The sequence below is a fragment of the Bremerella sp. P1 genome, from assembly GCF_028748185.1.
Classification (GTDB): domain Bacteria; phylum Planctomycetota; class Planctomycetia; order Pirellulales; family Pirellulaceae; genus Bremerella.
Window position 1 is genome coordinate 2,652,580 of the sequence record NZ_CP118164.1, and the last position, 25,896, is coordinate 2,678,475.

The window sequence follows — 25,896 nt, forward strand, 5'->3', positions numbered from 1 at the left end:
ATACCTGTCGATAACCTCTCTAACTGCTTGCATGACTGAACCTTCAGAATCGAACCCGTTTACTTCTCCACATGGCGACGATCAGCCGTCATCGCCGGAGTTGTCGTCGATTCCTGGTCCATTGGCCGTGGCGGTACTCTTAGGGCTGCTGCTTACGGCCTGGCAAATTGGCGAGTTCTTCGTCATTGGCTACACCGATACATCGCAACAATTCAGCCTGTTGATCGGGGCCGCGTTTTCGTGTTTGATCTCGCTGGGACTCATTGCCCGCAGCAGTCCGACGTGGGCGGTCGCTCGGTTTTACTTTCTGTTCCATGGGATGATGGCCGTCGGCTTTTGCGTGATGGCGTTCGTCTTTTTGAAGCCCCCGCTGGCAATCGTCTCGGGACTGGTGCAAGCTGGACTTTGTCTGGCGATCTTCTCGTCCCTGGGAAGAGAGACCGTCCGCAAGTTTCATCGCCTTCAATGCCCCCACTGCGACCATGTAAACTCCAGTGGGGATGACCTGCTATGCTTCCAGCGGCGCTGCACTCGGTGCGGCTTTCGCTGGTAACGAAAATGCCCAACTCATCACGCGACAACCCGTATCAATCCCCGACTGCGCCGACGGACCGAAAGTCGACGCCCTATCGCGATGTCCGCAGTCTCGTCTCGCTCACGTGGGGATTGTTTCTCGCAGCCGGTGGTCTCCACGTTATTGCTGGGCTGATCGCTGGCAATCGCGTTCAATTGTTGGTCGGCTTTTTGAGTCTGGCCGTGGGGTTTAGTGTCTTGTTGCCGTCGATCATGACGTGGCTGATCGCACTGGCCTACGCGACACTGATGGCGGTTCTTTCCGTCGGCGTAATGACCACGGGTATCGTCGGAGATCGTCCACTGATGGCCATCGGCCTGGTTCCGCTTCTGCTATACATCACCATCATGGTGCTGCTGATTCAAACCTCCAGTAGGTACTACTGGCGAGGAAGACCCAAAAAGTGACTCAGCTACCTGACAATCCGTTTGAGTCGCCAAGCATCCTTGAACAGGTTCCCACCGCGGAGGTAGTTTCTGACGAACCGGCGCACCAGATGTCGGTCCTGGTCTTTGTGGCTTGGTGCCTGTTCATGCTGATTGCGATGTTCCACTTCGGCGTGTGCTGGGTTTTGCAGGACGTGATCAACGGCATCCTGTTTTGCATCACCGGCGTGGTCGGGATCATTCTGATCATTCCTACCCGCGGCACCGTGGCCCTGGCCACTGTTTACGCGTTCGCCGTGAGCATCAGTTGCGCGACGCAGGCAGCGATTTACGAGAAGGGTTATCAAACGCTCTGCCTACTCGGCTTTGTTTTGGCGTATGCGATCATCGCTGTCATCCTGGGGTATATTGAATACCAGGAAAGGTCGAAGACGCATGGATGAGAATCCATTTGAATCCCCTGATACGATCGAAGAACCACCGGTTGAGCCGGAAGTGGTCGAAGAACCTGCCGACCCTCGCGCCATGCGTGTGCCAGGACAGGTCGCTTTGGCATGGCTATTTAGCCTGATGCTGGCTGTTGGCTTGGTCGCCTTGGTGGAAGGTCCCTTCGGACCGATCACCGGACTGTTAGCGATCGCCGCCGGATTTCTCTTGTTCTACAAGCAGTTCTGGGCCTACCGGGTGTCAGCCAATTACTTCGCGGTCCTCTTTCTGATCATGATTGCCGGCACCGCGTTGGCGATGCTCGAGCAAGAATGGTGGCGGGCGCTGCGAGGAGGCTTGGTCCTGCTGCTCACCACGCTTATATTGCTTCTCTTGATGCATCCGCAATCGCGGAGGTTTTACTATCGCAGCCCCGAGTGAAAACCCGTTTGAGTCGCCCAAGGTTGTCGACGAAGAGCCTGTCCAGGCAACCCTGGCCGAACCACTGCAGCGAAAGAAGAAAGACCTGGCCCCGACGCCGGTGGTGATGGCCATGGTCGTCGCCATGTTTCAATCCCCTTTGGTTCCCTTGGGCACCTTCTGGCTAGGCAGCCTCATGTGGCAGCCGATGGGTTTGAGCTTTCTTTTCAGCATGTTCTTTCTCGTGCGGTCTCCGGCAATCTGGTGGACTGGCATCCTGTGCTATTCGGGTCTGCTCGTCTCTTTCACCGTGGGAACGTTCCTTTGCGATGGTTGTATTCCAGCTCCATTTCAAGGTTTTGGCCCAATCGGAATCCTTTCTTCCGCAGGGATCCTTTGGATGTTTTCCCTGCAGTCAGCGAGACGTTACTACTTTCGCAAGCCAAAGACGATCTAACGCTCAGCTGATAAACTAACGTCAGCCAATGCCCCGTTTCTCCGATGAATTCAGGATCAAGCCGTTGACGAACCCTCACGAAAACTCGCCTGCCAAGAAGCATAACCAGGGTGCCTGGGATCGAATGGCTCGGGGTGGGCATCGGTTTGCTCAACCAGCGAAGGATGAGGAGTTCAAGAATCCGCTCAAGACACTAGATCGCTGGGGATGGTTGGGCAAGAGCATCTATGGGCAGCGCGTGTTGTGCCTGGCCGCTGGGGGTGGTCGCCAAGGTCCACTGTATGCCGCGGCCGGTGCGGTGGTTACCGTCGTTGATATCAGTGGTGCCCAGCTCGAGATCGATCGACGCGTGGCAAAGGACCGCGGGCTTCAGCTACGTACGGTGGAAGCGTCGATGGACGATCTCTCGATGTTCGCCCCGGCCGACTTCGATATCGTCATTCACCCTGTCGCGACGTGCTATGTGCCGGATGTCGCTCCTGTCTTCCGCGAAGTCGCGAAGGTGCTGTGCAGCGGGGGAATCTATATCAGCCAACACAAGACACCCACAAGCCTGCAAGCTGAAGTCCACCGCAGCGAGCATGGCTACGAACTGACCGAGCCTTACTATCGCACGGGCCCCTTGCCTGAGGTCCGTGGCAGTCGCCACCGTGAAGAAGGCACGCTGGAATACCTGCACCGCTGGGAACAACTGCTGGGCGGCATGTGCCGTGCCGGGCTGGTGATCGAAGACCTGATCGAGCCGCTGCACGCCAAAGAAGACGCCGAGCCCAACACCTTCGAAGACCGCAGCAAGTACATCGCCCCGTACGTGCGGATCAAGGCTCGTCGAGTGGGTCAGGAGCAGGCTCAGACCGAGGCAGGCTCTCTGTGGCTGCCAGGTTAGGATCGCACTGGTTGGCAGTTCCAAGTTTCACCAGCATCAACACATATCCTCCTATTGCCATCGTCAACGTTTGCGCCATAACGGAGAGCCAAATCTCCGTGGCTTTGGTAGCGAGCATCCACCCCGCGCCGATCAAAAGGACAATGAATGTCATGCACGCAAGATAGGCGCGTTTTTGCGTTAGTACACCAACCAACAGGCAACCGATCGCTGAAGGAGCAACCAGCAAGAGCCCAACTCCAATGGCCACTAAGATGAAGCCATTTGTCAGGGACGCAACAACAATACTGATACCGACCAGCGTCATCAGCAACATGATGTGCAGAATCGAGAACTGAAATCCTCGCTTCGACGTGAATGATCGGAAAACGAACGTCGGCAACAAGTTCGTCGCAAGACAAACGCCTGCGATGATCAATGCGAATAAGAGAATGTATCCGGCAACATCGGCCTGATTAAAAACGACCGGCAGGAGACCTGAAGCACTGACAAGTAAAGCAAGCCAACCGATGGCCCCCTCGCGCAGGCTTTCGTTTCTCAAAATTGCCGCGCAGCCCAAGCTGAACTGTCCGATCAACGTTCCGATCAGAATTGCCGTGATGGTTCTATCCATAGGGTCCTGAAACAAGACCAACAGGGCAAGAAAGAGATCGCCTATCAAGAATGCGACGGCCAATCTCCCAACGGACCGTTTTGCCGAATCCTCATCCATCGTTCAGCTCGCAAGATGATTCGTCTGGCAGTCCTACCACTTCTGGTCGGTCACTCCCCAGCCCCAGGGATATCAACAAAATCCCGCCCAACCACAGCACCACAATCTGAGCGATGTACATGCCGAAGGATGGGGCACTCATCGGTTCGATCAAGGCCAGTAAAATGCAAATCGTTAAGCTCGCAAACATCACCCAGCTGTAGCTAGTCACGTCGATCGCTTTCGCTAACAGATTGCTGGCAATGACCGAGGGTAGTGCCAACACAAATACGCCCAGCGCAATCATGACGGCGACCAGGATCGGGACGTACATCACAATCGCACAAGCAAATGCCACCAATGTGATCGCGATCAACATCTGATGAAGCGTATAACGGTTCTCCAGCCCGGGCGAAGATAGCCAGTTGGCCAATGATCGCGGTCCCAAACAATAGAGGGTCGTGAAACCCGCCAACAGAATCACGATACCCACGAACATTTGATTCGTCGCGTCTTGGATGGTTGGCATCAAGACCCAGGTCGCCGTGATCGGAATAAGCAACATACCGATGTAGGCATAGTATCGCATCGCGCGAAAACGAAGCCGCAAGCTGCAGCACAAACCGAACTGCCCCCACAAGAGTCCCACAAAGACGAAGTGCCACAGCATCACAGGCGCATTCGGTTTGCTGGTATAGACAGCGATCCCCACGACGGCGTCCAGGCCCACGTTGATTCCGATGAAGATCAGCAGCGGCACGATAATTGAGGATCGGTCCATGTCGTTAGCATAGCCGATCCAGGCCTCTAGAGCTGGGAAATCGTTTCCGGCTCAGTTTGCTTAATGGCAACCGCTTCGTCATTCGCAATGGCTTGCAGTGCCACGATGCCAGCGATCAACAGGTAGAAACTCTCCCAGGCAATTACCAGCGGCAATCGATTCCAGAGCGCCGGCAGCATCCACGCTGCGGTTAACGAGATGGCCAGGATGGCACCCACGCCGATCACCAGCTGGCGTTGGCGGTCTTCTTTGGTTTCGGAAATACTCAGAGCAACCACCATCGTCGGGCAGCTCCATACCATCAAACCTGGTAGCGCGACAGGGAGTTCCTGCCAGGGGAAATCACTTTGCAGCACGGCAAAGCAAACCAAGGTCGCTGCGGTCGTGAGAGCAAAGATGGCGGCTAACGAGAACTGCGACTTTGCTTCGCGTCGACCGATCCGGTAGATCATGGGCAAGGCCACACATAGCACGGCAAACACGCCCAGTACGATTGCCCAGTGCAGCAGAGGAATCTTTTCGATGGTTCCCAGTAGCACGCTCCCCAGGGCGATACTTCCCAGCATCGCCATCGACCAAACCGGCCATGCGTCCGGTCGGCGAATCCAGCCGGTTGCCATCAGGCCGATCTGCCCAAGCATCAGACCCAGCATGCAACCAAATAACGCTTCCGATGGCTGACCGCCCTGGAAGTTTGCCGCCAGCGCAATGTCGAGGCAGATGCTGGCTGCGGCGAGAAGGGAAAGCAGAAATCGTCCGGGAGTAATCATCCCTCCATGGTGATTGGCCACCGCGGCGATTGCACACTGAACTGAGGTTGCCTGATCACGAATTCAAACCCCACGATGACGTTTGTACCGATTGAAACTATTAGTCGGCTGCGAGCGGGTCTTCCTTGGGCTGTGGTGATTCCGCTTGCTGAGGCACGGTGCGCTGCTTCGCGTCTCGCAAAAGCACATGTCCGCCCAAACCAAGATACAGAGACATGAATCCGCAAATCTGGATCACCAAGCCAATGTCCCTCATGGAATCTTGATAAATGCCCATGAAAACCGCACAGACGAGGAACAGCGACAACATGATGATGACGAACCAGCGGATCGACGCCGTCCGCGGGCCAACTAGCATGAACCCGGCCAATGGGATCGGAACGGCCGAGCAGATGAAGAAAAAGAGATACGTCAGAAACCATCCCCAATCGACATCCATCTGAACAACGACAGCACACACGACGGTCATCAGCGTCATTAAGCCGAAAAGGACCGACAGAGAAAACTGCACCTGCATGCCAACGAAAACCACACGGTATATCGCCACCGGAGCGATTCCGAAAAACAAGGTCACTAACAGGATGACAAAGATCCGATCAAAGTCCGCACCTCTTTCATGCAACGAAATGGTAAGCCCAAAGAAAAACGAGATGACCAGTGCCAACAGGACGGACGGCCACAGGGAAACGTCTCGCATTAGCAAAATGAGGCCGAGCGCCATCTGCCCGAGCGAAAGCCCCAGAATGCACGTTGTCAGGAAAATGGTTCTGGGACCTAGCCCAAACCCGATTTCCACCGCTGCCAGTACGATGTCTAAGCAAAGCGTAAAGAGCATCAAGATGAGGATTGACCGGTGATCCCTGGCTATGTTCATGTTCCAAGCATCTCATTTTATTCAGTCCGATGCACCTACTTGCCGCAGGATCACGTTGCAAAACTTCTTGCTGCCCGGCAAAATTGAGCCTGACAATTCCCTCCTCAGGACACACCGACGCGCGCACGTAATGACTCACGAATCACTTCAGGAAATCGTCTGCTGCATGGGGCAGCCAGTGGCTGGAAACCCATCTCAGTTCATGATGGAACGGGCTTTTGCTGCCGCTGGTTTGGATTGGCGATACCTTACCTTAGAAGTCTCACCCGAACACCTTCCGGCTGCCGTTGCCGGTATGAAAGCGATGGGGTTCCGCGGCGGAAACTTCACCATTCCGCACAAGGTCGCTGTGATCCCTCACTTGAAACGCTTGACCGAAGCGGCCGAACTGATGGGAGCGGTCAATTGTATTTTCGCGGAAGAAGATGGCTTCGTTGGTGAGAACACCGACGGCAAGGGTTTCGTTTCCGCGCTGAAAGAAGTCACCGAGCCTGAGGGCAAAAAGGTGGTCCTGTTCGGTGCCGGCGGAGCTGCCCGAGCCATTGGGGTTGAACTGGGTTTGAACAAAGTGGCCAGTATCGACATCGTCAATCGTGATGCAGGTCGCGGTCGTGATTTGGCGAATCTTCTATCGCAGCGGGTCGGGATCGAGTCGAAGTGGATTCCTTGGAATGGAACACACGATTTGCCTGAAGATGCCGATCTGGTGATCAATGGAACGAGCATTGGTTTGAACGATGCTTCGGCCATGGTGCCCGTGAACCCAGATACGTTCCGCGAGTCGATGCTGGTGGCGGACGTGATCTTCAATCCACCCCACACGGCGTTTCTGCAAGCTGCGCAGGATGCCGGATGCCAAACGATTGACGGACTGGGAATGCTGGTCAATCAAGGTGCGATCGGTTTCAAGATTTGGACCGGCATCGAGCCTGACCAAGCTGTCATGCGAGAAGCGTTGGAAGAGTATCTGGGAATCTAACCCCATAAAAAAAACGAGGCCCCAGTCTTGCCCGGGGCCTCGCTCGAATCATTCCGAACAATCACTGTCGTTCGGTCATATTTTCATCTTTACTTACTCGCTAGGCTTGGCAATGCCAATCACGCCAACACCGACGCGAGGACCTGCGTCACCCGATGGTTGGCTCTTCAAGTCGTCGGCCTTGGCATGCACGACGATCGAACGGCCCAGCACGATGTGCAACTTCAGACCTTCGGCCTTGGTATCGATCTTGGCAACGCCACTTTCGTCAGCCGTGATGTTACCCAAGTCGCCAGCATGGCTTTCGGAACCCGGGGCACCATGTTCGTGGCCATCGGGATTGAAGTGACCACCCGCGGCGGTACCGTCGGCCTTGGTCAGATCGCCGAATTCGTGAATATGGAACCCATGTTCGCCTGGTTCCAAATTGATCACTTTACCGGTCAGGTGAACGTAACCGTCTTCCTGCTTCAGCATAATGACGCCCTTCACGTCGCTACCGCTGGTGGAAGCTAAAACAGCGACGGCAGCCGTGGGCAGATCCACCATTTCGTGGGAATGCTCATGCGCGTGTTCTTTTTCGTGTGCGTCTTCTTTGGCACCTTCGTCTTGGGCCATGACCAGGCCAGGAATTGCCAATAGCAGAATGCTTAGAGTCAGGATGGTCGATTTCATATTGTTGTCTTCTCCTGCGGGGCGATTGGTTTATAGCTTCGGTCGGCGAGAACCGTTCTACCGACGTCATTACTCTTGAGTGAGTCGTTGCGCCCATTGTTACGTATTGAGATGCGCCAATCCACCAAGGGTGAAAACTTTGTCGCTGCGTCACAGGCAATCTCAATTGATCATGCACGACACTTGGGCGGATGAAACATCACGCAGCTTGCTGGACTTTTTCGGCCACCAGTTGTTTCATGCGGGCGGCAGAATCGCGCGCAAACTGTTTTTGAAGTTTTCGCATGTACGGATGGAGTAGCCAGACGATCCACCGTTTAGGTCGCGAGAAAGCCAGAATGTCGTACCAGACATCGCCATATTCGTCCATTTCGACGAGAAAGCGTTCCTCGCCGGTTTCCATATGGGCCGGAAGTGTCCCATACGCAAACCCAAACCTGGGCGTGTTCAGCCGGTCATCGATCACGTACACAATGCGTGCCGCATTGAGCCAATAGAGACCGCCTGCCTTACCGATCACGCACACCGATTCTCCTTCCCGGATCGTGGTGGTAATCGGCCTGGCCGAGACCCAGCCCAGTTCGAATTGCTGCCACTTCCCGAGGGCCTCTTTCGCCCTTTCAAAGGTACCGATCCCGTGACCAAGCTTCACGCGGGTATGGTCAACTTGGAAACCTTGGGGAGGCGTGCTGTTAGTTTTCCCCTGATGACAATAAGAATACTTCCGCTCGCGCTGCGTACTGAGAAACCGCTCGACGGAGGTAGCATCAGGTGAATGAAAGCGAAACATTGCGGTTCTAACTAGTCTCTGAGAAAATACTTCCGATCAAATGGTGAGAACCGTAAAATCGAAAACCAAGCAACGTCGATTGGCCCGATTTTTACCCTAGCACGATATGACCTCTGACGATTACCCCTTCAACAACCGACAGAAAACGGTGCTCGTAACCGGTGCTACCGGCTATGTGGGGAGCCGCCTTGTCCCCCGAATTTTACCTCACTATAAGGTTCGCTGCCTGGTTCGCGACCCAAGCCGACTGGACAAGGCAATTCGGGATCAAGTTGAGGTCGCTCAAGGGGATGTCATGCATTCCCACTCGCTTCAAGAGTGCTTGCAGGGGGTCGACGTCGCGTTCTATCTCATCCATGGCATGGGTTACGGGGACGACTTTCAGAAGAAGGATCGTATCGCGGCCGAGAACTTCGTTGCTGCGGCCAAAGAAGCCGGCGTCTCGCGCATCATTTACCTGGGCGGCTTGGGGGACGATGCGGACCCAGATCTTTCGCCCCACCTGAAGAGCCGTCACGAGGTGGGTCAGATTTTTCTGTCCAGCGACGTGCTAACCATCGAACTGCGCGCCTCGGTGGTACTCGGACCGGGTAGCCTCTCCTACGAACTCATCCGTTCCCTGACGCAGCGACTTCCCATGATGATCTGTCCGAGATGGCTGGCGACGCCAACGCAGCCGATCGCGACTGAGGACGTTCTGGCGTACCTGGAGGAATCGATCGAGCTGCCCCTGGAGAAAAGTGAAGTCTTCGAGATCGGCAGCCAAGACGTGGTCACCTATGGCGGGTTGATCAAGATGTACGCGAAGGAACGAAACCTGACACGGATCCTGGTCAGCGTTCCGCTGCTGACGCCGTACCTTTCAAGCCTTTGGCTGGGACTCGTCACACCGACCAGCGCCGACGTCGGACGGCACTTAATCGAAGGGCTCAGAAACCCAACTGTCGTGCGTGACGATCGTGCTCGAAAAATCTTTTCGCATCAGCCAATGACCACCCAAGAGGCCATTCATCAGGCAGTACAACAAGAAGCATAGCTGGCAAATTTCCTATTTCGGCCAGCAACGCAAGCATCGACTTGTGAGCATTGAAAACCCACTGCTGTCTGAAAACGGAACAGTTCGCACCACAAACTCGCCTCGATGTTTCGATTTCGCAACATGCGTGTTGGTCGGGCAACGTCCAGTTCGATCGGACGATGCATTGGGGCAACTTTTCCTTCTGGTTAAGCTAGCTGGTAGCAACCTTTCCTAATGCGTTCACTTTGCCAGAAAAGAGGATTAGTTCGTCGGCAATTAGCAACGAAATCTTGAAAGAATTTCGTTTGATGTAAGACTAGATGAGGTATGCTTTTCCAGCGGAAAACGATCATGGTGGTAAACTTTTATGTTTGCCAGGCAGCACGATTTTTGCGAGTCTAATAAGACTCACACGCGTGGAAGAGGCGCCCCGTTTAAGGGAGTAGAACCGATCTGGAGCGAGATGGATTTCGTCGGCGGAATAGGCCTCGGTGGTCGTATTCGATAACCAACTTGGTCAGGAAACTTGAACCATGAAACTCGCTCATCTCAAAAAGGTATTCATCGCCCCGGCGCTGTTAAGCGTAGTGGGAATGAGTATCGCGCCAACGCCATCGTTCGCCCAATGTGGCGGATGTGGGCCATCGTACAAAGTCGTCACTCAGACCGTCTATGAGGAACAACCCGTAACCGCCTACCGGACGGAATATGAACGGGTTGAAGTTCCCAAAGAGGTCACCACCTATCGCCCCGTCTGGGAAACCCAGAGTCGCGAGCGAACCGTGACCGTTGCTAAGCCGGTTACGGAAACTTCCGAGCGTGAAGAACGCTACACCGTCATGAAGCCGGTCTGGAAGGAACGCGTCGAAGATCGTAGCTACAATCAGACGCGCTACGTTACCGAGACCGAAATGCGAGAACAGGTAAACACCGTTCTTCGCCCCGTGACCGAAACGCAGTACTACGATCAACAAACGGTCGTGCGTCGTCCGGTTACCGAAACCGTGATGCAGAACCAAACGGTCACCATGTATCAGCCGCAAACCGTTTGCCGTACCCAGTACGTCGATCAGGGCGGTTATCAGACCACGCAGGTCTATACGCCTGGTCCGACTCGGAACCGTTTGCGTTGGACCACCGGTCAAACGTATTTCGATCCAGCCACTGGTCAGTACCAATACGACCGTGGTGGTCTGCACTGGATTCCTGAACAACGCCCTGGCAGCGTGAGCAACGTCACCAACTACGTTCCTAACGTGGTGGCTCAGCAAGTTCCGGTTACCCAGTACGTGCCTACGCAGGTCACGCAGCAAGTTCCTGTTCAACGTGTTCGTTACGAAGACGAAGTCCAGGTTCGCCGCATCCCTTACAACGTGACTCGCTACGAACAAGTCCAGCAAGTCCAGCAGATTCCGGTTACCGTTCAGAAGCCTGTCACCGAGCGGGTCGAGAACATGGTTACCGTGAAGTACTGCGATTGGGTTCAGGAAGAAGTCGTTCGTAAGGTGCCGATCAGCACGACCAAGATGGTCTACGAACAACGCGTTGAACCTTACGAAGTGAAGGTCCAGAAGTGGGTCGCAGAGACGAGCACGGTGACTGAAACCAAATTGGTTCCCAAACGGGTTCAGTACACCTATACCCGTCGTATCCCACGTACGGTGACCATGCGTGTTCCTCTAGATTCTTACGGCAACCCAGTGTACTCGGCTCCACCAGCGACTTCGCGTCGTGTTATCCTGCCACCGACTACGACTGGTCCGACGCTCGCTGCCCCAAGTAGCGTGGTCGAGAAGCCGCCAACGATCATCCAGAGAAGCATCGTGACACCTTCCGAACCACCACCGGCTCCAAGCAAAGAAGAGGAATCGGCTGATTCGGAAGATAAGGCTACCAAGGACGAATCGACCACGTCCCCCAGCGACGATGACCCTACCGGTCAACCGAAGCTGTAAACGCTACGTTCAAGTTGGTTATCAAAAAAGGCCCGTCGCAAGACTGGGCCTTTTTTCATGGGCCAACCGCAAATTCGATCTTTTGAGATCTAATAACGCGAGGTGTGTCTGTTTCAAATTACCTAGCGTACGTAGAATAAGATTTCTTATCCTGCCTCATCTATCTCGGGGAAATATGAGCAGGGGGCAACTTCTTTCCCTAGGCAACTAATTTGTTGTTCTACTTTACGGTCAGGCATGAACTTCTTCTTGAACTTATTGGATACGTCCGACTTTCCCCAGCGTTGGCATTGCGGGGAATGGTCCGCAGGGCATGGCTGGCTGCACATTCTCTCGGATATTGGCATCTGGGCAGCTTACTTTGCGATACCTGGACTGCTCGCTTACTTTCTCTCGCAGCGGAAAGACCTCCCCTTTCGACGCGTGTTCCTGCTGTTTGTCGCGTTCATCATGCTGTGCGGCTTGACCCACCTGATGGACGCCACCATCTTCTGGTGGCCCGCCTATCGGCTGTCTGGCCTGTTAAAACTCTCCACGGCAATCGTTTCCTGGGCGACTGTCGTGGCGATTGTCTACAACATTCCGGAGGTCTTGCGGCTGCGAAGCCCAGAAGCACTGGAGCGTGAGATCGAAGCTCGCAAGCAGGCCGAACAAGCCCTTCGCGAGTCGAACGAAGTCCTCGAGCAGCGCGTTCAAGAGCGGGTTGAGCAGCTTGAAAAAGCCAATGCAGAAATCAAAGAACGCGACGCCCGTTGGCGTAAGTTCGCCAGCTCGAACATCATCGGTGTTGGCCTGGCCGATGCGGACGGAAACTGGTTGGAAGTCAACGGCGAACTGCTACGCATGCTTCGCTGTTCGGAAGAAGAGTGGCAAAGCGAAGGCCTCCGCTGGTACGACATGACACCGCCTGAATACTTGCCGCGGGATGTCGAAGGAATCGAGACCGCCGACAAAGAAGGCGCATGCCCAGCCTACGAAAAGGAGTACATCACCAAGGACGGAACACGCGTACCGATTACGCTGGGCTACACCCCAGTCGAAGATCGCCCCGGGCAGTACATCTGCTTTGTGCTCGACCAATCGCGACTCAAGGAAACCGAACAAGCCCTCAAGCAGAGTCAGGCTGAGTTCTTCCAACTTGCCGACGCCATTCCCCAGATGGCCTGGATGACCCGCGCCGATGGCTACGTCGATTGGTTCAATCATCGCTGGTACGAGTACACAGGTCTGACCCAGGAAGATTGCCTTGGCTTGAATTGGAAGCAATGTATCGATCCGGATGATTTGCCTCAGGTACAAGCGGCTTGGGAAAAGAGCATCGAGACTGGGGAGCGACTCGATATTGTGGCCCCTATCCGAGGTGCCGATGGAATCGTGCGTCCCTTCCTGACGCGTGCCCTGCCGTTGAAGAATGACGAAGGGGAAATCGTGCGTTGGTTTGGAACAAACACCGATATCAGCGAGCAGCAGCAGATCCAGGAAGAGTTACGAACCGTCGCCGCTCAGCTTTCTGACGCCGATCGTAAAAAGGATGAGTTTCTAGCAACCTTGGCACACGAACTTCGTAATCCACTCGCTCCGATCCGAATGGGCTTAGAGCTGATGAAAATGGCGGGCGATGACCCCGAACTGCTGGACGAAACTCGCGAGACGATGGAACGCCAAACCAAGCAGTTGATCTCGCTAGTTGATGATCTGTTGGACGTTTCTCGAGTGACGCGTGGCAAGCTGACTCTTCGCAAAGCAGACGTCAAGATATCTGATGTCATCAAAAGTGCGGTCGAAACTTCTCAGCCACTGATTGAAGACTCGGAACACTCGCTCGAGGTGGTCAACAACAACGACATCACAATCCATGCCGACCCGAATCGGTTGGCCCAGGTCGTCTCGAACCTTTTGAACAATGCCGCCAAATATACGCCTGACGGTGGAAAGATTAAGCTTTCGGTTGATCAGCCAGACCCCAATCACGTTGCCATCCATGTGCAAGACACCGGAATTGGGATACCAGCCGACATGATCGATAGCATCTTTACGATGTTTACCCAAGTCGATCGTTCCATGGAACGTCGTTTCGCAGGCCTAGGCATCGGCCTGACCCTCGTTAAATCGCTGGTCGAGATGCACGGAGGAACGGTCTCGGTAACCAGCCAGGGGCAAGGCAAAGGAAGTGAGTTCACAGTTACCTTGCCGGTGCGAGAGGAAGATCAACCGTCTCAGAACAAGGATCTGCCGACCGAGGGTTTCTCGCTGAAGCAAGGTAAGCACCGCGTTCTTGTTGTCGACGACAATAAGGCCGCTGCCGAAATGCTCAGCAAAGTAGTCAAGATGCTCGGCAACACGGTCGAGATGGCCGAAGATGGACAGCAAGCGATTGAAGTCGCTCAGCAGTTCCAACCCGAAATCATTCTCATGGATCTTGGCATGCCCAAAATGAACGGCTATGAAGCCGCTCGGTACATTCGCCAACAAGAATGGGGAAAGGACATCCTGCTGATTGCACTCACCGGCTGGGGGCAACAGGAAGACCGTGACCGTACCAAAGAGGCTGGCTTCGATCATCACCTGGTCAAACCGGCCGAACCTGCGGAAATCCAACGGATCATCAACCAAGGTAGGGATAACTGACCGAGGCTGAGGTCTACTTTGCTTGATGCAGCATCAGCTCGTTGAACGAGTCAATCACATCCGCCGGGTCCACACCATCCGCCAAAGCGGAGACGTACTCGTGACGAGGATTATCAATTTGCTCGCGCCACTCGTGGGTGCCGTTGGGGAAAATGTGGTTGTGTCCCTGGGTGACTAGCTTCCAAGGATGGCCTGTCCCGCGTGCGGCGACCATCACGGCAATTTGATCGGCACTATGTCGATCGTTCACCTTCCCGCCGAAATAGAGTTCATAAACTCGGCGAACCGGATTGTCTTCGGGCAATTCCGTCAGACGCTTTCCAGTAGAAATCAGACTGGCAAATTGACCGCCGCCGGTGAAGGTGATCTTGGTTGGCCACTTCTCTATAGCAATCACCGTTGAATCAGCATCCGGTTTGAAGTTGCCCCACTTACCGGGATCCAAATCGGCTGGATAACGGCTTCCCATGCACACACAATGAGCCACCTTCTGTTTCACAAGCTGCTGCCCGGTTAATGTACTGATGTCATCACCTGTAGACTCAATCAAATAGCGCAGGTTGGTCAGGTCTCCCACCGTCAGAATCGTCACACTACCATCAGCTTGAGCGGACAGAATCTTGCGATACAGCTTGGTCGCGTCCGGGGCATCTTCATACGTGGGGCAATCATGCGGGAACTTCTTGGCGATCTGCTCAGCGTATTTCGATTTCTGCTGAATGCCGGCCTTTCCTTTGGGCACACCAATCGGCAGATCCGGTCGACCGTAATAGGTATTGATGGCATCGGTACACGGAGCAGACCAAGGGTACTTGGCCGAAACCATCGTACCCAGAAGTTCGATCTCTCCGCGATCGGCCAGCGCGTGGAGCATCGCCAGGGCAGCCGCATCGTCGCAGTCGCTTTCCATGTCGGTATCGAACAGGATTTTTAGAGGCGCGCGTGGTTCTGCCGAGAAGCTCATACCTGGAATACTCGCAAAACATAGTATCACAAAAAGAAGCCGATACATGGCGGGTCTTCCTGAACTTGCGATAGCGAAAGTGTGCTGAAAGCGGAAGGGACTTTAGTCGTCTACAACAACTAACAAGGGGCCATGTGATGTAGTCCAGCACTTCGTAGGAATATGCGAACCGGTAGAGCGTTTCTGTGAGGAAGTCTGTTACTAGGAACGCTTCATCGCCCCCATCTAGATCGACATCTTCAAAGACAATGCCAACTCGATCGGCATGCATCGTGGCGTTGATCAAATCGTCAGATGCGACGTGCTTGACCTGGAATGGCTTCTTCAAGTCGGCATCATCGCTGAACGTGGCATATCGACTGAGCCCTTCTTGAAACATTTCCTTGGCTTCCGCTTCCGATATGCTTCGCTGCTCGCCGCGAAGCAGCGACCGCATCTCAATCGCTCGACGACCGAGTGCTTCTCCGCCGGGCAAGATCTGGAAGCAACGCATGAGTTGCTCGTCCGACAGATCCCAAGTCATGAAATGCATCCGGAAGTCGTCGTCAGGCGACTCCACTGCCTCGTCGAAATCAAAATTCGGATCAGGACCGAACGCTTCATCAAGAATATCGTGCCATTGTCGAAGCCAGACTCTTCGCGTTTCATCCATCGGAATCCTCAGCGACAATCGCAAATGGAGTGAGGTACAAAAAAAGAGAGCCGAATCGATCGGCTCTCTTATCATTTCTTTGCCTTTGGGCGGTGTCAAATCATTCAGACTATACGTCCAAGTTCCGCACTTCCAGGGCATGCTTCTCGATGAACTCGCGGCGAGGTTCGACCTTGTCACCCATCAAGATGCGGAACATGTCGTCGGCCGCCGAAGCGTCGCTCATAGTGACCTGCATCAACGTTCGGTTTTGCGGGTCGAGGGTCGTTTCGCGAAGTTCTTCCGCGTTCATTTCGCCCAGACCTTTAAAGCGAGTTACCTGCAGGCCACGTTCACCAGCCGATCGAACCGCGGCCAGCAGACCACGGAGGTCTTCCAAGCCGGTTTCGCTTTCGCCGCGTCGCAACTTGTAACGCGAGTCGGTGCTGCCTGTGCGTTCCTGCGGAATCAACGCTTGAATGTCGAAGCCAAGTTCCGCCAGTTCAGCCAGCTTAATGTTGATCGTCCGCACTTCGTGCAGTTCAGCGATGTGAGGTGCTTCGACCTCGGCTTCTTCTTCCTTTGGTTGACCGTTGGTTTCGGCTTCGGAATCCAGGACCTGGCCGTCGACCACTTCTCCTTCGTCAGGAATCTGTGTGTCCGGCTCGGCGTCGAGACCTCGTTCGTTGAGGAACGCATCGAGTTCCTTCTTGGTCGAGAACCAATGCTCTTCGCGACCCATCACCAAGTGGAAGACCGGCAACTTCTGGCTGACCGGATCTTGTCGCACCGCGTGAATCTTCAGGCCGATGCCGCGGCGTTCCAAAGCGACAATCGCTTCTTCCAGCGGAGCGAGTGCACGGCACAACTTTTCCATCTTTTCGCCGTCGATCACGTCGCCGTTATCATCGACGAAAGCACAGTCAGCCAGACCGTTGTCCAGCAACTGGTTTTTCATTTCTTCTTCGGTCTGGACGTACCAGACGTTCTTCTTGTGCACCACGCGAAACAGTGGCGGCTGGGCGACATAAACATGACCGCCAGCAACCAGTTCGTTCATCTGGCGATAGAAGAACGACAACAGCAGCGTGCGAATGTGCGAACCGTCGACGTCGGCATCGGTCATGATCACGACTTTGTTGTACCGACGCTTGTTGATATCCTGGTCCTGGCCGATGCCCACGCCGATCGCCTGGATCATACTGCGGACTTCTTCGTTGGCCAGCACCTTATCTTCGCGAGCCTTATAGGTGTTGATGATCTTACCTCGTAGCGGCAAGATGGCCTGGAAATCTCGCAGTCGTCCCCCTTCGGCCGAACCACCGGCCGAGTCACCTTCCACCAGGTACAGTTCGCACTTCTCCATCTCTTTGCTGATGCAGTCACGCAGCTTACCTGGCAGTCCGCCACCACTGAGGGCATCCTTTCGGTTTCGCAGCAGATCGCGAGCCTTGCGAGCCGCTTCGCGCGCCTGACCGGCCAACAGAGCTTTGCGAATGATGATCTTGGCAACCTTGGGGTTCTCTTCCAGGTATTTGGTCATGAACTCGCCAAAGCCCGAGTTGATGTAGCTTTCGACTTCGCTGTTACCCAGCTTGGTCTTCGTCTGGCCTTCAAACTGCGGCTCAGGCACGCGAGTACTGATGATCGCCGTCAAACCTTCGCGGAAGTCATCGCCGGATAGCGCGACGTCCTTGATCATGCTTTCCTTCTTGGCGTAGTTATTCAGCGTACGCGTCAGGGCCGTCTTAAAGCCGGAGACGTGCGTACCTCCTTCGTGCGTGTTGATGTTATTCACGTACGAATGAAGGTTCTCGGTGTATTCTTCGCTGTACTGCAGGGCAATTTCATAGCCCACGCCTTCGGTGACACCGCTCAGGAAGATCACGTCAGGGTGCAGCGCGTTAGTTGAACGATTCAGGTGCTCGACGTATTCGATGATCCCCTGCTCGTAGACAAACTCGTCTTTCTCTTGCGTGCGATCATCAATGAAGATGATTTTCACACCTTTGTTCAAGAAGGCGAGTTCTTGCAGACGCTTGGCGAGAGTATCGTGATTGAACTTGCTAACGTTGAAGATCTGGCTGTCAGGCTTGAAGGTAGTTTTGGTACCACGCTTCTTGGTCGGCTGACCCTTTTGAACTGGACCTTGGGGAACACCTCGTTCATATTCCTGCTGCCAGACAAAGCCATCGCGGTAGACTTCCACTTCGCACCACTCGGATAGGAAGTTCACCACGGTCACACCCACGCCGTGCAGACCGCCAGACGTTTGGTACGCCCCTTTGCTGAACTTGCCGCCGAACTTCAGCACGGTCATTACCCCTTCCAGGGTCGAGACGTCGCGGCCGACTTGTTCGGAAAGCTGTGGGTGACGGTCGACCGGAATACCGCGGCCGTCGTCCTCAACGGTAACGGAGTTATCGTTGTGGACCGTCACGATCACGCTGGAAGCGAACTCCGCCATCGCTTCGTCGATCGAGTTATCGACCACTTCGTACACCAGGTGATGGAAACCACGCATCGAACGGTCACCGATGTACATACTCGGCCGTTCGCGGACATGCTCCAAGTCAGAAAGGTGCTCGAGATCGCTCGCGCCATATTCCGATTTGGCCTTAGCCTGTTCGGCCTGCTGGGCGGCTTCCTTGTTTTCGATGTCCCCAGTCGGCTGATCTTGAGGTTCGTTCGGTTCGGTCATATTCGCTTTTCGTTTCTTCTAAACTCTTTGCCTCGTCTGAATCGAACGAGGTTATTGAATCACTTTGTCGGGGAAGTTTTCAGCGTTCGCTAATCAATTCGCCCTACTTTGATTTTCAAATCGGTAATCCCGTGATCCGGCAGCTGTTCTTGCAGTGACTTGAGGATCTTGGGCTTCTGGAAACTGATCATCTGGCTGATCGTCGAGTTGGCGACCATGACCAGCAAGGTGCCACGCTGTACGTTGCCAGCCACACTATGCTCGGCCAGACGCTCGCCGGCGGCGACATCCCAAGCCTGTTGCGTGGCATCGGCCGTCTGAACCTGGGCGTAGCCCTTCTGGACCATCAACTGGGCCAAGGTTCCTTTGATCGACTGCACTTTGCCGGGCTGACGCTGGCTCATTGTTCGTGGTTCCGATTATGTGTTTCATTCCGCCATGGCATTGCACTGGGTCGCGACCCAGCCGACGCCCAACCGGGCTTACCGATCGCGTGCCAACGGCATGACGACGTAGTCGTAGTTGTCGTCTGTACTGAATAGGGCGGCACTTTCGGCATTCTGGATGTTGAGCGTGAAATTGCTTTCGCTACCCAGCACCTTGTAGAAGTCAGCCACGAAACGATGGTCCATCGTGATCTCGACATTCTCGCCGTCGTAAGGGATCGGAATCTCGACGCGAGAATCGCCCACCTCGGCCGTATTGCTGGAAAGGATCATCGAGCCATGACCGAACGTGAAGTCGATCCCACGGCTCTCGTCGGACGTCACAATGGCTGCCTGACGAAGCGCGGCGAACGCTGGGCCAACCGACATCTCAATGTGGGCCGCTTCACGCTTCTCAGGAAGCACGTCCCGCCATTTCGGGAAACGACCTTCCACTAGGCGAGCATAAATCGTGGCTGGGCCGACTTTGACGAGTACGTCGTTGGTACGGGATGCGATCTGCACCGTCGCGTCCAGGTCGGTCAGGCTACGTTCGATCAGCTGCATCGCTCGCGATGGAATGATCGTCATCGCGTCGGAATTACCGTGATCTTCGATCTGCGTCGCAGGACCTTCCATCTTGGCCAGTCGACGTCCGTCGGTAGCGACCGCGGTAATGCTGTTTTCACCCAGTTCCAATAGAACACCACCCAAAGCGTAACGACCGCTTTCAGTATCGGTGGCGAAAAGGGTACGACGAATCAGTTCTTTGAGAACCCGAGCCGATACTTCATGGTACTTACCCTCCGCGAACGTTTGCACGGTGGGAAACTCGTCGGGGTCTTCGCTCGACAGGGTGAACTTGCTGTGCTGGGCTTGCACGACGGTTCGTGATTCTTCCCGCTGCACGCTGAGTCGCTCATCGCGAACCTCCTTCAAGATAGAACCAAACCGAGCCACGGGTAGAACGATGCTACCGGCTTGCTCGACTTCGATGCCTTCGACCTCGATGCGAACCCCGATCTCCATGTCGGTAGCCATCAGAATCGTGGCCTTTTCGGTGGCGTCGAGTTTGACGTTTTGCAGGATCGGCTTGGGACTACGGCTGGGTGCCACCATGGCCGCCGTCTGGAATGCCGTCTGAAACTTCTCGCGATCGAAAGTGATTTTCATGGAGCTCGTTAATCCAACAAATGTCTTCTTATTAGTTTTTCGAAAGAGTAGTAGTAGTAAGGCGGCGCTCCGAGCTGTCGATAAGTAACGTTTAACGTGCGTTTTGCTCGGCTAGCTTCGAATCAAATGAAGCTAGGTGGGGTGTGAAAAACTTGGCGCTAGGCCGTTGTTTTCCTGTCACTTGAGCGTCGACAAGTTCGCTAGCGGTGTTGGTCGTTTGAAGCGAGGTTGATAAGCGACACGCTGTCGACATCCTTGCACACAAAACCAACACCTTATCCACTACCTCTTCTGTGTTCGACTGAAAAGTCAGGGTGCCAGTGGTACCCTTGTTAATCCGTTTACTTTCTTCAAAGCTCCTCACTGTTTCATCCTTAAGGTTCAAGGAGACCAGCGAGGTCCGCTTCGAAATTCATGCTTCAAGGGTTCACGCGGCACTACGCTGCAAGATGCTCTCTCGCAGCTCTAGTACGGCTTCTCTCAAAGCGACATCCTTTTTGAGTTTGGCTTCCATGCTGCTCACCGCATGCATGACGGTGGTGTGATCGCGGCCGCCGAAATGTTTTCCGACCACTTTAAGGCTTTCTTCCGTGAGTTGCCGGGCGAGCAGCATGGCGACGCTGCGAGCCTGAACGATACTTTGCCGCCGCGAACTCCCCTTCATGTCGGCAACCTTCACGCGGAAGTACTTGGCCGTCATGCTGGCGATATTACGGAGACTGACCCTGGCCGTGTTGTGTTCGCTTTGAAGTAGCGAGTCGACGACCGCCGTATCGATGATTTGGTTGGCCCTGGTCTGGGCGATTAGTCGGTTCACGATTCCGCTGAGTTGAAGCAGGCCATGCGGAAAGGCCACGGCCAGTTTCTGGGCCGCCATCTTGGTGATCTGGCGATTGTGCCGTGTTGCGATCCCTTGGATCAGGACTTCCCGTGTTCCCTGCTCTGGCAGCACGACGGGAACCAACAGGCCGGCCGACAAGCGACTGCGAAGTTCGGTCGAGAACCCTTCCATGCCGATCGGATTTTCGCGGCACGAAACCAGAACCGTGGCACCACGCCGTTCGAGTTCGTCGAGCAAATGCAACAGAACCTGCTGCATCGATGGGAAGTGCAACAACTCGTGCAGATCCTCAATCACCAGCACATCGGTGCCGAAGAACTCGGTTCGCGTGCTACTGGCCGTTTCTTGACGCAAGGCATTGCCATACTCGCGAGCAAAATCACTGCCGGTCACGGACAGAACCTTCAGGTCAGGCTCTTTTTCGACCAGAACGCCCGTGAGTCCTTGCAGCAAGTGTGATTTGCCAGAACCACTGGGGCCGTAGATGACTACAGGCGAGAACTGCGAGGCATCGTGCTTCAATGCTTCGACCGCCGATTGAATCATGCGGTTTTCTGGCCCTGCCACGAAGGGGCGCAGACCCTCAATGGACCGTTTTACCGACCCAATGTAGGCGGGATCCTCCTGGCGGACCCAAGGCAAGGCAATGGTGATGATCTCCGTAACCACCGAAACTCCGTCTGTGTCTGTCAGACAACGTGGAAAAGCTCAATCGGCAGAGTTCGCCTAATGCAAACTCCCAAGCCCCAAAGGGGCGGCAGATAGCCACTAAGGACGTGATCCTCAGGGTTCAATCTACCAAGCCCAGATTATAGAGGTTTTCCACAGGGAAAACTAGCCAGGGAAGCCATTTATCGGCCGTTTTAACGTTGACGTAAATGCTTGATGCAATTGGAGATACGACTTGCGACTTCATCGACCTCTGGCTCGGTCGTGAAGCGGCTTAAACTTAAGCGAATCGAACCAGAAACTACATCTTCTGGCAGCCCCATCGCGATCAACGTAGGGGACGGCTCGGATGACCCGCTGGCACATGCGGAACCGGTGCTGCAAGCGACTCCAGCCATGTCCAAAGCCATCACCAAGGCCTGCCGGTCGATGCCTGGAAATGCAGTGTTCGACGTGTGGGGAAGACGTGGAGCATCGCGGCCGATGACTTGCATTTCGTCCTCTCCGACCAGATCGGTGAGAAGCGCTTCCAGCCGATCCCTCAGGACCTGCATACTCGGGCCGGCTTCCGGCATGGCTTCGATGGCTAACTGCAAGGCTTTTTCAAAGCCGATCGCCAGTTCTACGCTCTCAGTACCAGGTCGCAGGGCCAATTGCTGAGAACCACCGAACATCGTCGGATTCAATGTCACATGATCATCCAGCACGAGCGCTCCAATACCCCGCGGACCGTGAAACTTATGAGGGGTCAGCGTCATCGCCGAGGCACCTAATTTCCGGAAATTCACGGGTATTTTGCCAATCCCCTGCACGGCGTCGACATGCAAAGGGACTTCCCGATGACGACAAATGGTTGCGATCTCGCCTATGGGTTGAAGGACGCCGGTCTCATTGTTCCCCAGCATGACACTTACCAGTCGCGTTGGCTCTGCGAGCCATTGATCAAGTTCGGCTAATTGGACGACACCATTGTTGTCGACTGGCAGCACACGAACTTTCACACCGCGCAAAGCCAACTGATCGGCTGCTTCGGAGATACTCGGATGTTCGATCGCAGAGATGATGACCTGGCCATTTGTTTCTTTGCCTAAGCCAAACAAAGCCAAATTGTTGGCCTCCGTTCCCCCACTGGTAAACACCAAGCGATCGCTGGCGAAACGAGTCGTCTCAGCTCCCAGCAGATTGAGAATTGTTTCTCTGGCGTCATCGAGGCGACGGCGAGCCTTCTGGCCTGCTTGATGTTGGCTCGAGGGATTAAAGAAAGCCGACTCGTAGGCCTGACTCATGGCCTCGGCGACTTCTACGGCCATGGGTGTCGTCGCATTGTTGTCGACGTAAATCAATTTTCAGGTTCATCTTCCGATGTTTCTTCGTCATCGGAAGCCTCGTCTTGGGCAGTCTCTTCTTCGGCTGCCGCTGGAAGTTTGTCGAGTTGCTGCTGGGCCTCTCGTGTTTCGGGAGCTAAGCGGAGGACTTGCTCGTAGCAGAAGCGGGCGCGCTTGGTTTGATTCGCATCTTGAGCTGCTTTGCCAGCAGTCATGTACAACTCGACGAGGAACGGGTCGAGGCTTTGCTGGCCGATCGTCTTCTGCTGAGTTTCCCCTGCGGATTTTTGTTGATTGGTTAGGGCGTCGGCCGGAACATCGGGTTTGTCATCTTCTTTCAGCCAGTCCTGGGGCAGCGGGTTATTCTTTTGCCGACTCAGGTCCAGCATGTGATGGAGAATGTCAGGGATCAAGATGTACATGTTTCCCTCGGCCGCCTTTTGGATTTCGGGCCACATTACGGCTGCGTAGCCAGGGTTGGCTTGGCCCCAACGATCGAGATCGATCGCTCCGGTCGCATTGGACATGTCGAGATAATCGATCAGGATCGCGGCATCACTCTCGTACATCGTTCCGTGGGTGAAATGTGAAACGATGACCCAGTCTTCGTCCTTCGGCTTCCTGCCTGAGTAGGTGATCCACTTGTTTTTGGCGAGGTCGAGTTCCAGATTGCCTGTGTTGTTGAAGTAATCGGTGGCCGTTAGTCGTACCCCGAAAGCTTCGTAGTAGCTAAACCTCCGCCGCTGAAAACCATCCGGCGAAAACTGCACGCCAGAGTGACTCGAAGTGCCGAGCACAATGGTTAAGCCAATCACGCCAATCACCAACAGAATCAGAACGATGACGAAGACGCGCAACATCGTCTGATTCTGAGCAGGAGCAGGTGCAGAACTACGAGATGCCGGACTCAAAGCAATCGCCGTGAATGAATGGGGGCCAAAAAAGGGGAATTCGGAATGATTCCCCGATCCCCTTTAGTTTAGTGCCTGCCGACAGCGTTTACGAGATTCCCGCTGTTTTCGTACGCCGGCAACGGCTTATTTAAGGTTCTGCATAAACCCAAAGCCGATCAGGCCCAGGCCGGAAAGACCAATGAACCCAAAGACAAGAGTCATCATCATGTCTCCCTGGCCCATGAAGAACCAGAGTCCTAGGGCCATCAGAATATCCATGACCCCGGCCATCATCAGAATGGTCCCGGTAGGGATTTGTCCGCGGCGTCTTCCTAATCCAAGTTGACGTTTCATGCAGCGATAAACCAAACCGTGAAAACTTCTGTCGAGCAATTATTTATAGAGGAAAAGCGGACAATTGGCCGTTTCCAGCATCTTGTTGGTCGAAGACCCGAACAAGGTCTCCTTGAATCCGCCGCGGCCATAAGCCCCCAGCACAACCATCCGCGGACTCAGTTCTTTGACCTTTTCGGCCAGCATTTCCACCACACGACGTTCTTTGGGGACATAGTGCAGCTGCGGGTCGATCCCGTGGAAATTCAGGAATTGAGCTGCCTCTTCCAATCGTGGCATGGCTTTGGCTTCCTGATCGGAAATACTCACCACGTGGACTTGTGTCTTTGGTCCACGAATCTCCAAGAGGGTCCACATTTGGAGAGCATGGGCCGCCGTGGCACTGCCGTCGTAAGCGATCACAACCCGATGATTATCCGGCAGTTTCTGGGGGTAAACGATCACGGGACGAGCATTGTCGACCAGAAGCTTACGAACCGTAGCACCAACATCTTCGCTGGTTTCGTAGTGGAAATTGGTGTCTCGGCCGATCAAGACCACATCGTGGCGTAGGGCATGGCGTTCGATCTGTTCGTAGGGAAGACCTTCGCTGGGGATCGCGGTGAATGGGACTTCAGCTTCTTTGCAGCGGGTCTCAAAGTTCTGGAGGATCTCTTCCGCTCTTTGTTTCGCTTCAGAAATCAACGTTTCGTCGCGATGCTTTTTGTAGGCGCCGGCGCCGATGGGCAAGCTGGTTGGAGTCTTGATCCCGGGGATGTCGACCACGGCGACGCCTGACAAATGAATGCAGCCGGACCGACCATCCTCGTGGGCCGCGTAACGATGGCAAAATGCGATCGCCATATCGAGAGCGGTCTTGCTGGAGGGAGAATTGTCCAGGGCGATAAGTGCGCTGCGAATCATGATACTGTTTCCTTCCCCAATGGTCGGCTTGGACCGGTGTAAGATCGCTAAGCGGACGGTCGCTTCCCATCGACCTGAAGACCTCCGCCGCCACCTATCTATTGTAGCATTGCAAACGGTGGTTCGGGATGGCTCTCAAATCGATTTTCAAGCGGGAAATAAGGGTGCAAATCTTACCGACTTATCCCATCGAGATACTCTGAATCAACTCGGGATCTCCTCCTTGAATTAGGAGGATCATCCCAGTAATTCCGACGGTAACCGCAAGCCACATGATCCCCAGGGCCAACAGCGAGAAAGTCCCGCCGTCGAAGCCTGGTACCAAGGTGCATTTCTCGGGGCGAAGCGGATCATAATAGACGTTCAGGCTCGGGATCGAGTTCAGGGCATCGAGCAGCTTCTCGTGGTCTTCCCGCTCATTGGTTGGGATATAGCTCGATGCGATGTTCGTCCCTTGGAAAGGGCGTCCACAAACGTCGTATTCGTAAGTCGCTTTGACTTCGAACACGTGTCGGTTTGATTTGGTGTTTTTACGTACCGTCTCTTCGATGCTTGCTTCAATCAACCGGGCCCCAGTTTTCTCCCACGAGTTGCTGCGCCAGGCACGGTAAATGTCTCGTAAGCCGTAGCCGACAATCACCAGCCCAATCAAATTGAAACCACCCATCACCAGCATCGCAATTGTATCTTTCGACATGGTTTTCCTC

At 54.6% G+C, this 25,896-nt stretch carries 26 protein-coding genes; 10 read left to right on the top strand and 16 right to left on the bottom strand.

The features are described 5' to 3' along the window. The first annotated feature begins 31 nt into the window (after positions 1-31). From PSR63_RS10945 to PSR63_RS10965, 5 genes are all read left to right on the top strand, one after another. Positions 32-553 carry a hypothetical protein gene (locus PSR63_RS10945; RefSeq protein WP_274333226.1) on the top strand — a complete coding sequence of 174 codons (522 nt, stop codon included), beginning with the start codon at positions 32-34 and terminating at the stop codon, positions 551-553. 5 nt (positions 554-558) lie between these two features. After that, entirely contained in the window at positions 559-981 is a 423-nt protein-coding gene (locus tag PSR63_RS10950; RefSeq protein ID WP_274333227.1) for a hypothetical protein, read from the top strand. Continuing rightward, entirely contained in the window at positions 978-1,403 is a 426-nt protein-coding gene (locus PSR63_RS10955) for a hypothetical protein (protein WP_274333229.1), read from the top strand. Before PSR63_RS10950 ends, PSR63_RS10955 begins: the two co-directional genes overlap by 4 nt. Further along, positions 1,396-1,827 carry a hypothetical protein gene (locus tag PSR63_RS10960; RefSeq protein ID WP_274333231.1) on the top strand — a complete coding sequence of 144 codons (432 nt, stop codon included), beginning with the start codon at positions 1,396-1,398 and terminating at the stop codon, positions 1,825-1,827. The genes PSR63_RS10955 and PSR63_RS10960 overlap by 8 nt, the downstream gene beginning before the upstream one ends. A gap of 500 nt (positions 1,828-2,327) precedes the next feature. Then, a complete protein-coding gene (locus tag PSR63_RS10965; protein WP_338000669.1) occupies positions 2,328-3,149 on the top strand; it encodes a class I SAM-dependent methyltransferase in 822 nt (273 codons plus the stop codon). On the opposite strand, the gene PSR63_RS10970 is transcribed toward PSR63_RS10965, so the two are convergent. The 4 genes from PSR63_RS10970 to PSR63_RS10985 form a co-directional block, all read right to left on the bottom strand. Then, entirely contained in the window at positions 3,082-3,762 is a 681-nt protein-coding gene (locus tag PSR63_RS10970) for a hypothetical protein (protein ID WP_274333233.1), read from the bottom strand. The two genes, PSR63_RS10965 and PSR63_RS10970, sit on opposite strands and share 68 nt — an antisense overlap. 91 nt (positions 3,763-3,853) lie before the next feature. After that, entirely contained in the window at positions 3,854-4,621 is a 768-nt protein-coding gene (locus PSR63_RS10975; protein WP_274333235.1) for a hypothetical protein, read from the bottom strand. A 26-nt stretch (positions 4,622-4,647) separates the two neighbouring features. Further along, positions 4,648-5,391 carry a hypothetical protein gene (locus tag PSR63_RS10980; protein ID WP_274333237.1) on the bottom strand — a complete coding sequence of 248 codons (744 nt, stop codon included), beginning with the start codon at positions 5,389-5,391 and terminating at the stop codon, positions 4,648-4,650. 100 nt (positions 5,392-5,491) lie between these two features. Then, on the bottom strand, positions 5,492-6,265 hold the full coding sequence (locus PSR63_RS10985; RefSeq protein WP_274333239.1) for a hypothetical protein: 774 nt from the start codon (positions 6,263-6,265) through the stop codon (positions 5,492-5,494). Between the two features lie 130 nt (positions 6,266-6,395). Between PSR63_RS10985 and aroE the strand changes: the two genes are divergently transcribed. After that, on the top strand, positions 6,396-7,244 hold the full coding sequence (aroE, locus tag PSR63_RS10990; protein ID WP_274333241.1) for a shikimate dehydrogenase: 849 nt from the start codon (positions 6,396-6,398) through the stop codon (positions 7,242-7,244). A 93-nt stretch (positions 7,245-7,337) separates the two neighbouring features. On the opposite strand, the gene PSR63_RS10995 is transcribed toward aroE, so the two are convergent. Continuing rightward, positions 7,338-7,919, bottom strand: a complete 582-nt coding sequence (locus PSR63_RS10995) for a superoxide dismutase family protein (protein WP_274333243.1) — start codon at positions 7,917-7,919, stop codon at positions 7,338-7,340. A 199-nt stretch (positions 7,920-8,118) separates the two neighbouring features. Beyond that, positions 8,119-8,709: a DUF1990 family protein gene (locus tag PSR63_RS11000; protein WP_274333245.1), complete on the bottom strand. Its 591-nt coding sequence runs from the start codon at positions 8,707-8,709 to the stop codon at positions 8,119-8,121. Between the two features lie 106 nt (positions 8,710-8,815). Between PSR63_RS11000 and PSR63_RS11005 the strand changes: the two genes are divergently transcribed. From PSR63_RS11005 to PSR63_RS11015, 3 genes are all read left to right on the top strand, one after another. After that, a complete protein-coding gene (locus PSR63_RS11005; protein ID WP_274333247.1) occupies positions 8,816-9,745 on the top strand; it encodes an NAD(P)H-binding protein in 930 nt (309 codons plus the stop codon). Between the two features lie 515 nt (positions 9,746-10,260). Further along, positions 10,261-11,682: a hypothetical protein gene (locus tag PSR63_RS11010; protein WP_274333249.1), complete on the top strand. Its 1,422-nt coding sequence runs from the start codon at positions 10,261-10,263 to the stop codon at positions 11,680-11,682. Between the two features lie 249 nt (positions 11,683-11,931). Continuing rightward, a complete protein-coding gene (locus tag PSR63_RS11015) occupies positions 11,932-14,310 on the top strand; it encodes a hybrid sensor histidine kinase/response regulator (protein ID WP_274333251.1) in 2,379 nt (792 codons plus the stop codon). A gap of 13 nt (positions 14,311-14,323) precedes the next feature. Here the strand turns inward: PSR63_RS11015 and PSR63_RS11020 are convergent, their stop codons facing one another. Continuing rightward, positions 14,324-15,274, bottom strand: a complete 951-nt coding sequence (locus tag PSR63_RS11020) for a nucleoside hydrolase (protein ID WP_274333253.1) — start codon at positions 15,272-15,274, stop codon at positions 14,324-14,326. 370 nt (positions 15,275-15,644) lie between these two features. Between PSR63_RS11020 and PSR63_RS11025 the strand changes: the two genes are divergently transcribed. Further along, positions 15,645-15,959, top strand: coding sequence for a hypothetical protein (locus PSR63_RS11025; RefSeq protein ID WP_274333255.1), 315 nt, complete (start codon positions 15,645-15,647; stop codon positions 15,957-15,959). Positions 15,960-16,035: 76 nt separating this feature from the next. On the opposite strand, the gene PSR63_RS11030 is transcribed toward PSR63_RS11025, so the two are convergent. The 9 genes from PSR63_RS11030 to PSR63_RS11070 all read right to left on the bottom strand — a co-directional run bounded on the left by PSR63_RS11030 (position 16,036) and on the right by PSR63_RS11070 (position 25,886). Further along, positions 16,036-18,606: a DNA gyrase subunit B gene (locus PSR63_RS11030; protein WP_274333257.1), complete on the bottom strand. Its 2,571-nt coding sequence runs from the start codon at positions 18,604-18,606 to the stop codon at positions 16,036-16,038. 89 nt (positions 18,607-18,695) lie between these two features. Beyond that, on the bottom strand, positions 18,696-19,010 hold the full coding sequence (locus tag PSR63_RS11035) for a DUF721 domain-containing protein (protein ID WP_274333259.1): 315 nt from the start codon (positions 19,008-19,010) through the stop codon (positions 18,696-18,698). A 78-nt stretch (positions 19,011-19,088) separates the two neighbouring features. After that, entirely contained in the window at positions 19,089-20,204 is a 1,116-nt protein-coding gene (dnaN, locus tag PSR63_RS11040) for a DNA polymerase III subunit beta (RefSeq protein ID WP_274333260.1), read from the bottom strand. 427 nt (positions 20,205-20,631) lie between these two features. Continuing rightward, on the bottom strand, positions 20,632-21,714 hold the full coding sequence (locus tag PSR63_RS11045) for a DnaA/Hda family protein (protein ID WP_338000670.1): 1,083 nt from the start codon (positions 21,712-21,714) through the stop codon (positions 20,632-20,634). Between the two features lie 194 nt (positions 21,715-21,908). Then, positions 21,909-23,057 (bottom strand): cysteine desulfurase family protein, encoded by a 1,149-nt coding sequence (locus PSR63_RS11050; protein ID WP_274333261.1) that lies wholly within the window; start codon positions 23,055-23,057, stop codon positions 21,909-21,911. After that, positions 23,054-23,899 carry a hypothetical protein gene (locus PSR63_RS11055; protein ID WP_274333262.1) on the bottom strand — a complete coding sequence of 282 codons (846 nt, stop codon included), beginning with the start codon at positions 23,897-23,899 and terminating at the stop codon, positions 23,054-23,056. The genes PSR63_RS11050 and PSR63_RS11055 overlap by 4 nt, the downstream gene beginning before the upstream one ends. A gap of 177 nt (positions 23,900-24,076) precedes the next feature. Continuing rightward, positions 24,077-24,286, bottom strand: a complete 210-nt coding sequence (locus PSR63_RS11060) for a hypothetical protein (protein WP_274333264.1) — start codon at positions 24,284-24,286, stop codon at positions 24,077-24,079. A gap of 39 nt (positions 24,287-24,325) precedes the next feature. Continuing rightward, positions 24,326-25,189: a universal stress protein gene (locus PSR63_RS11065; RefSeq protein ID WP_274333266.1), complete on the bottom strand. Its 864-nt coding sequence runs from the start codon at positions 25,187-25,189 to the stop codon at positions 24,326-24,328. A gap of 181 nt (positions 25,190-25,370) precedes the next feature. Next, positions 25,371-25,886, bottom strand: a complete 516-nt coding sequence (locus PSR63_RS11070; protein WP_274333268.1) for a DUF3592 domain-containing protein — start codon at positions 25,884-25,886, stop codon at positions 25,371-25,373. Positions 25,887-25,896: the final 10 nt, after the last annotated feature.

What these genes read in the sequence shown, in the direction of transcription:
- PSR63_RS11065 (WP_274333266.1), bottom strand. Translation starts at nt 25,189, where the DNA reads ATGATTCGCAGCGCACTTATCGCCCTGGACAATTCTCCCTCCAGCAAG.
- PSR63_RS11005 (WP_274333247.1), top strand. Translation starts at nt 8,816, where the DNA reads ATGACCTCTGACGATTACCCCTTCAACAACCGACAGAAAACGGTGCTC.
- PSR63_RS10985 (WP_274333239.1), bottom strand. Translation starts at nt 6,265, where the DNA reads ATGAACATAGCCAGGGATCACCGGTCAATCCTCATCTTGATGCTCTTT.
- PSR63_RS11055 (WP_274333262.1), bottom strand. Translation starts at nt 23,899, where the DNA reads ATGTTGCGCGTCTTCGTCATCGTTCTGATTCTGTTGGTGATTGGCGTG.
- PSR63_RS11010 (WP_274333249.1), top strand. Translation starts at nt 10,261, where the DNA reads ATGAAACTCGCTCATCTCAAAAAGGTATTCATCGCCCCGGCGCTGTTA.
- PSR63_RS11035 (WP_274333259.1), bottom strand. Translation starts at nt 19,010, where the DNA reads ATGAGCCAGCGTCAGCCCGGCAAAGTGCAGTCGATCAAAGGAACCTTG.
- PSR63_RS10960 (WP_274333231.1), top strand. Translation starts at nt 1,396, where the DNA reads ATGGATGAGAATCCATTTGAATCCCCTGATACGATCGAAGAACCACCG.
- PSR63_RS10980 (WP_274333237.1), bottom strand. Translation starts at nt 5,391, where the DNA reads ATGATTACTCCCGGACGATTTCTGCTTTCCCTTCTCGCCGCAGCCAGC.
- PSR63_RS10950 (WP_274333227.1), top strand. Translation starts at nt 559, where the DNA reads ATGCCCAACTCATCACGCGACAACCCGTATCAATCCCCGACTGCGCCG.
- PSR63_RS11000 (WP_274333245.1), bottom strand. Translation starts at nt 8,709, where the DNA reads ATGTTTCGCTTTCATTCACCTGATGCTACCTCCGTCGAGCGGTTTCTC.
- aroE (WP_274333241.1), top strand. Translation starts at nt 6,396, where the DNA reads ATGACTCACGAATCACTTCAGGAAATCGTCTGCTGCATGGGGCAGCCA.
- dnaN (WP_274333260.1), bottom strand. Translation starts at nt 20,204, where the DNA reads ATGAAAATCACTTTCGATCGCGAGAAGTTTCAGACGGCATTCCAGACG.
- PSR63_RS10970 (WP_274333233.1), bottom strand. Translation starts at nt 3,762, where the DNA reads ATGGATAGAACCATCACGGCAATTCTGATCGGAACGTTGATCGGACAG.
- PSR63_RS10945 (WP_274333226.1), top strand. Translation starts at nt 32, where the DNA reads ATGACTGAACCTTCAGAATCGAACCCGTTTACTTCTCCACATGGCGAC.
- PSR63_RS11020 (WP_274333253.1), bottom strand. Translation starts at nt 15,274, where the DNA reads ATGAGCTTCTCGGCAGAACCACGCGCGCCTCTAAAAATCCTGTTCGAT.
- PSR63_RS10975 (WP_274333235.1), bottom strand. Translation starts at nt 4,621, where the DNA reads ATGGACCGATCCTCAATTATCGTGCCGCTGCTGATCTTCATCGGAATC.
- PSR63_RS11070 (WP_274333268.1), bottom strand. Translation starts at nt 25,886, where the DNA reads ATGTCGAAAGATACAATTGCGATGCTGGTGATGGGTGGTTTCAATTTG.
- PSR63_RS10995 (WP_274333243.1), bottom strand. Translation starts at nt 7,919, where the DNA reads ATGAAATCGACCATCCTGACTCTAAGCATTCTGCTATTGGCAATTCCT.
- PSR63_RS11060 (WP_274333264.1), bottom strand. Translation starts at nt 24,286, where the DNA reads ATGAAACGTCAACTTGGATTAGGAAGACGCCGCGGACAAATCCCTACC.
- PSR63_RS11030 (WP_274333257.1), bottom strand. Translation starts at nt 18,606, where the DNA reads ATGACCGAACCGAACGAACCTCAAGATCAGCCGACTGGGGACATCGAA.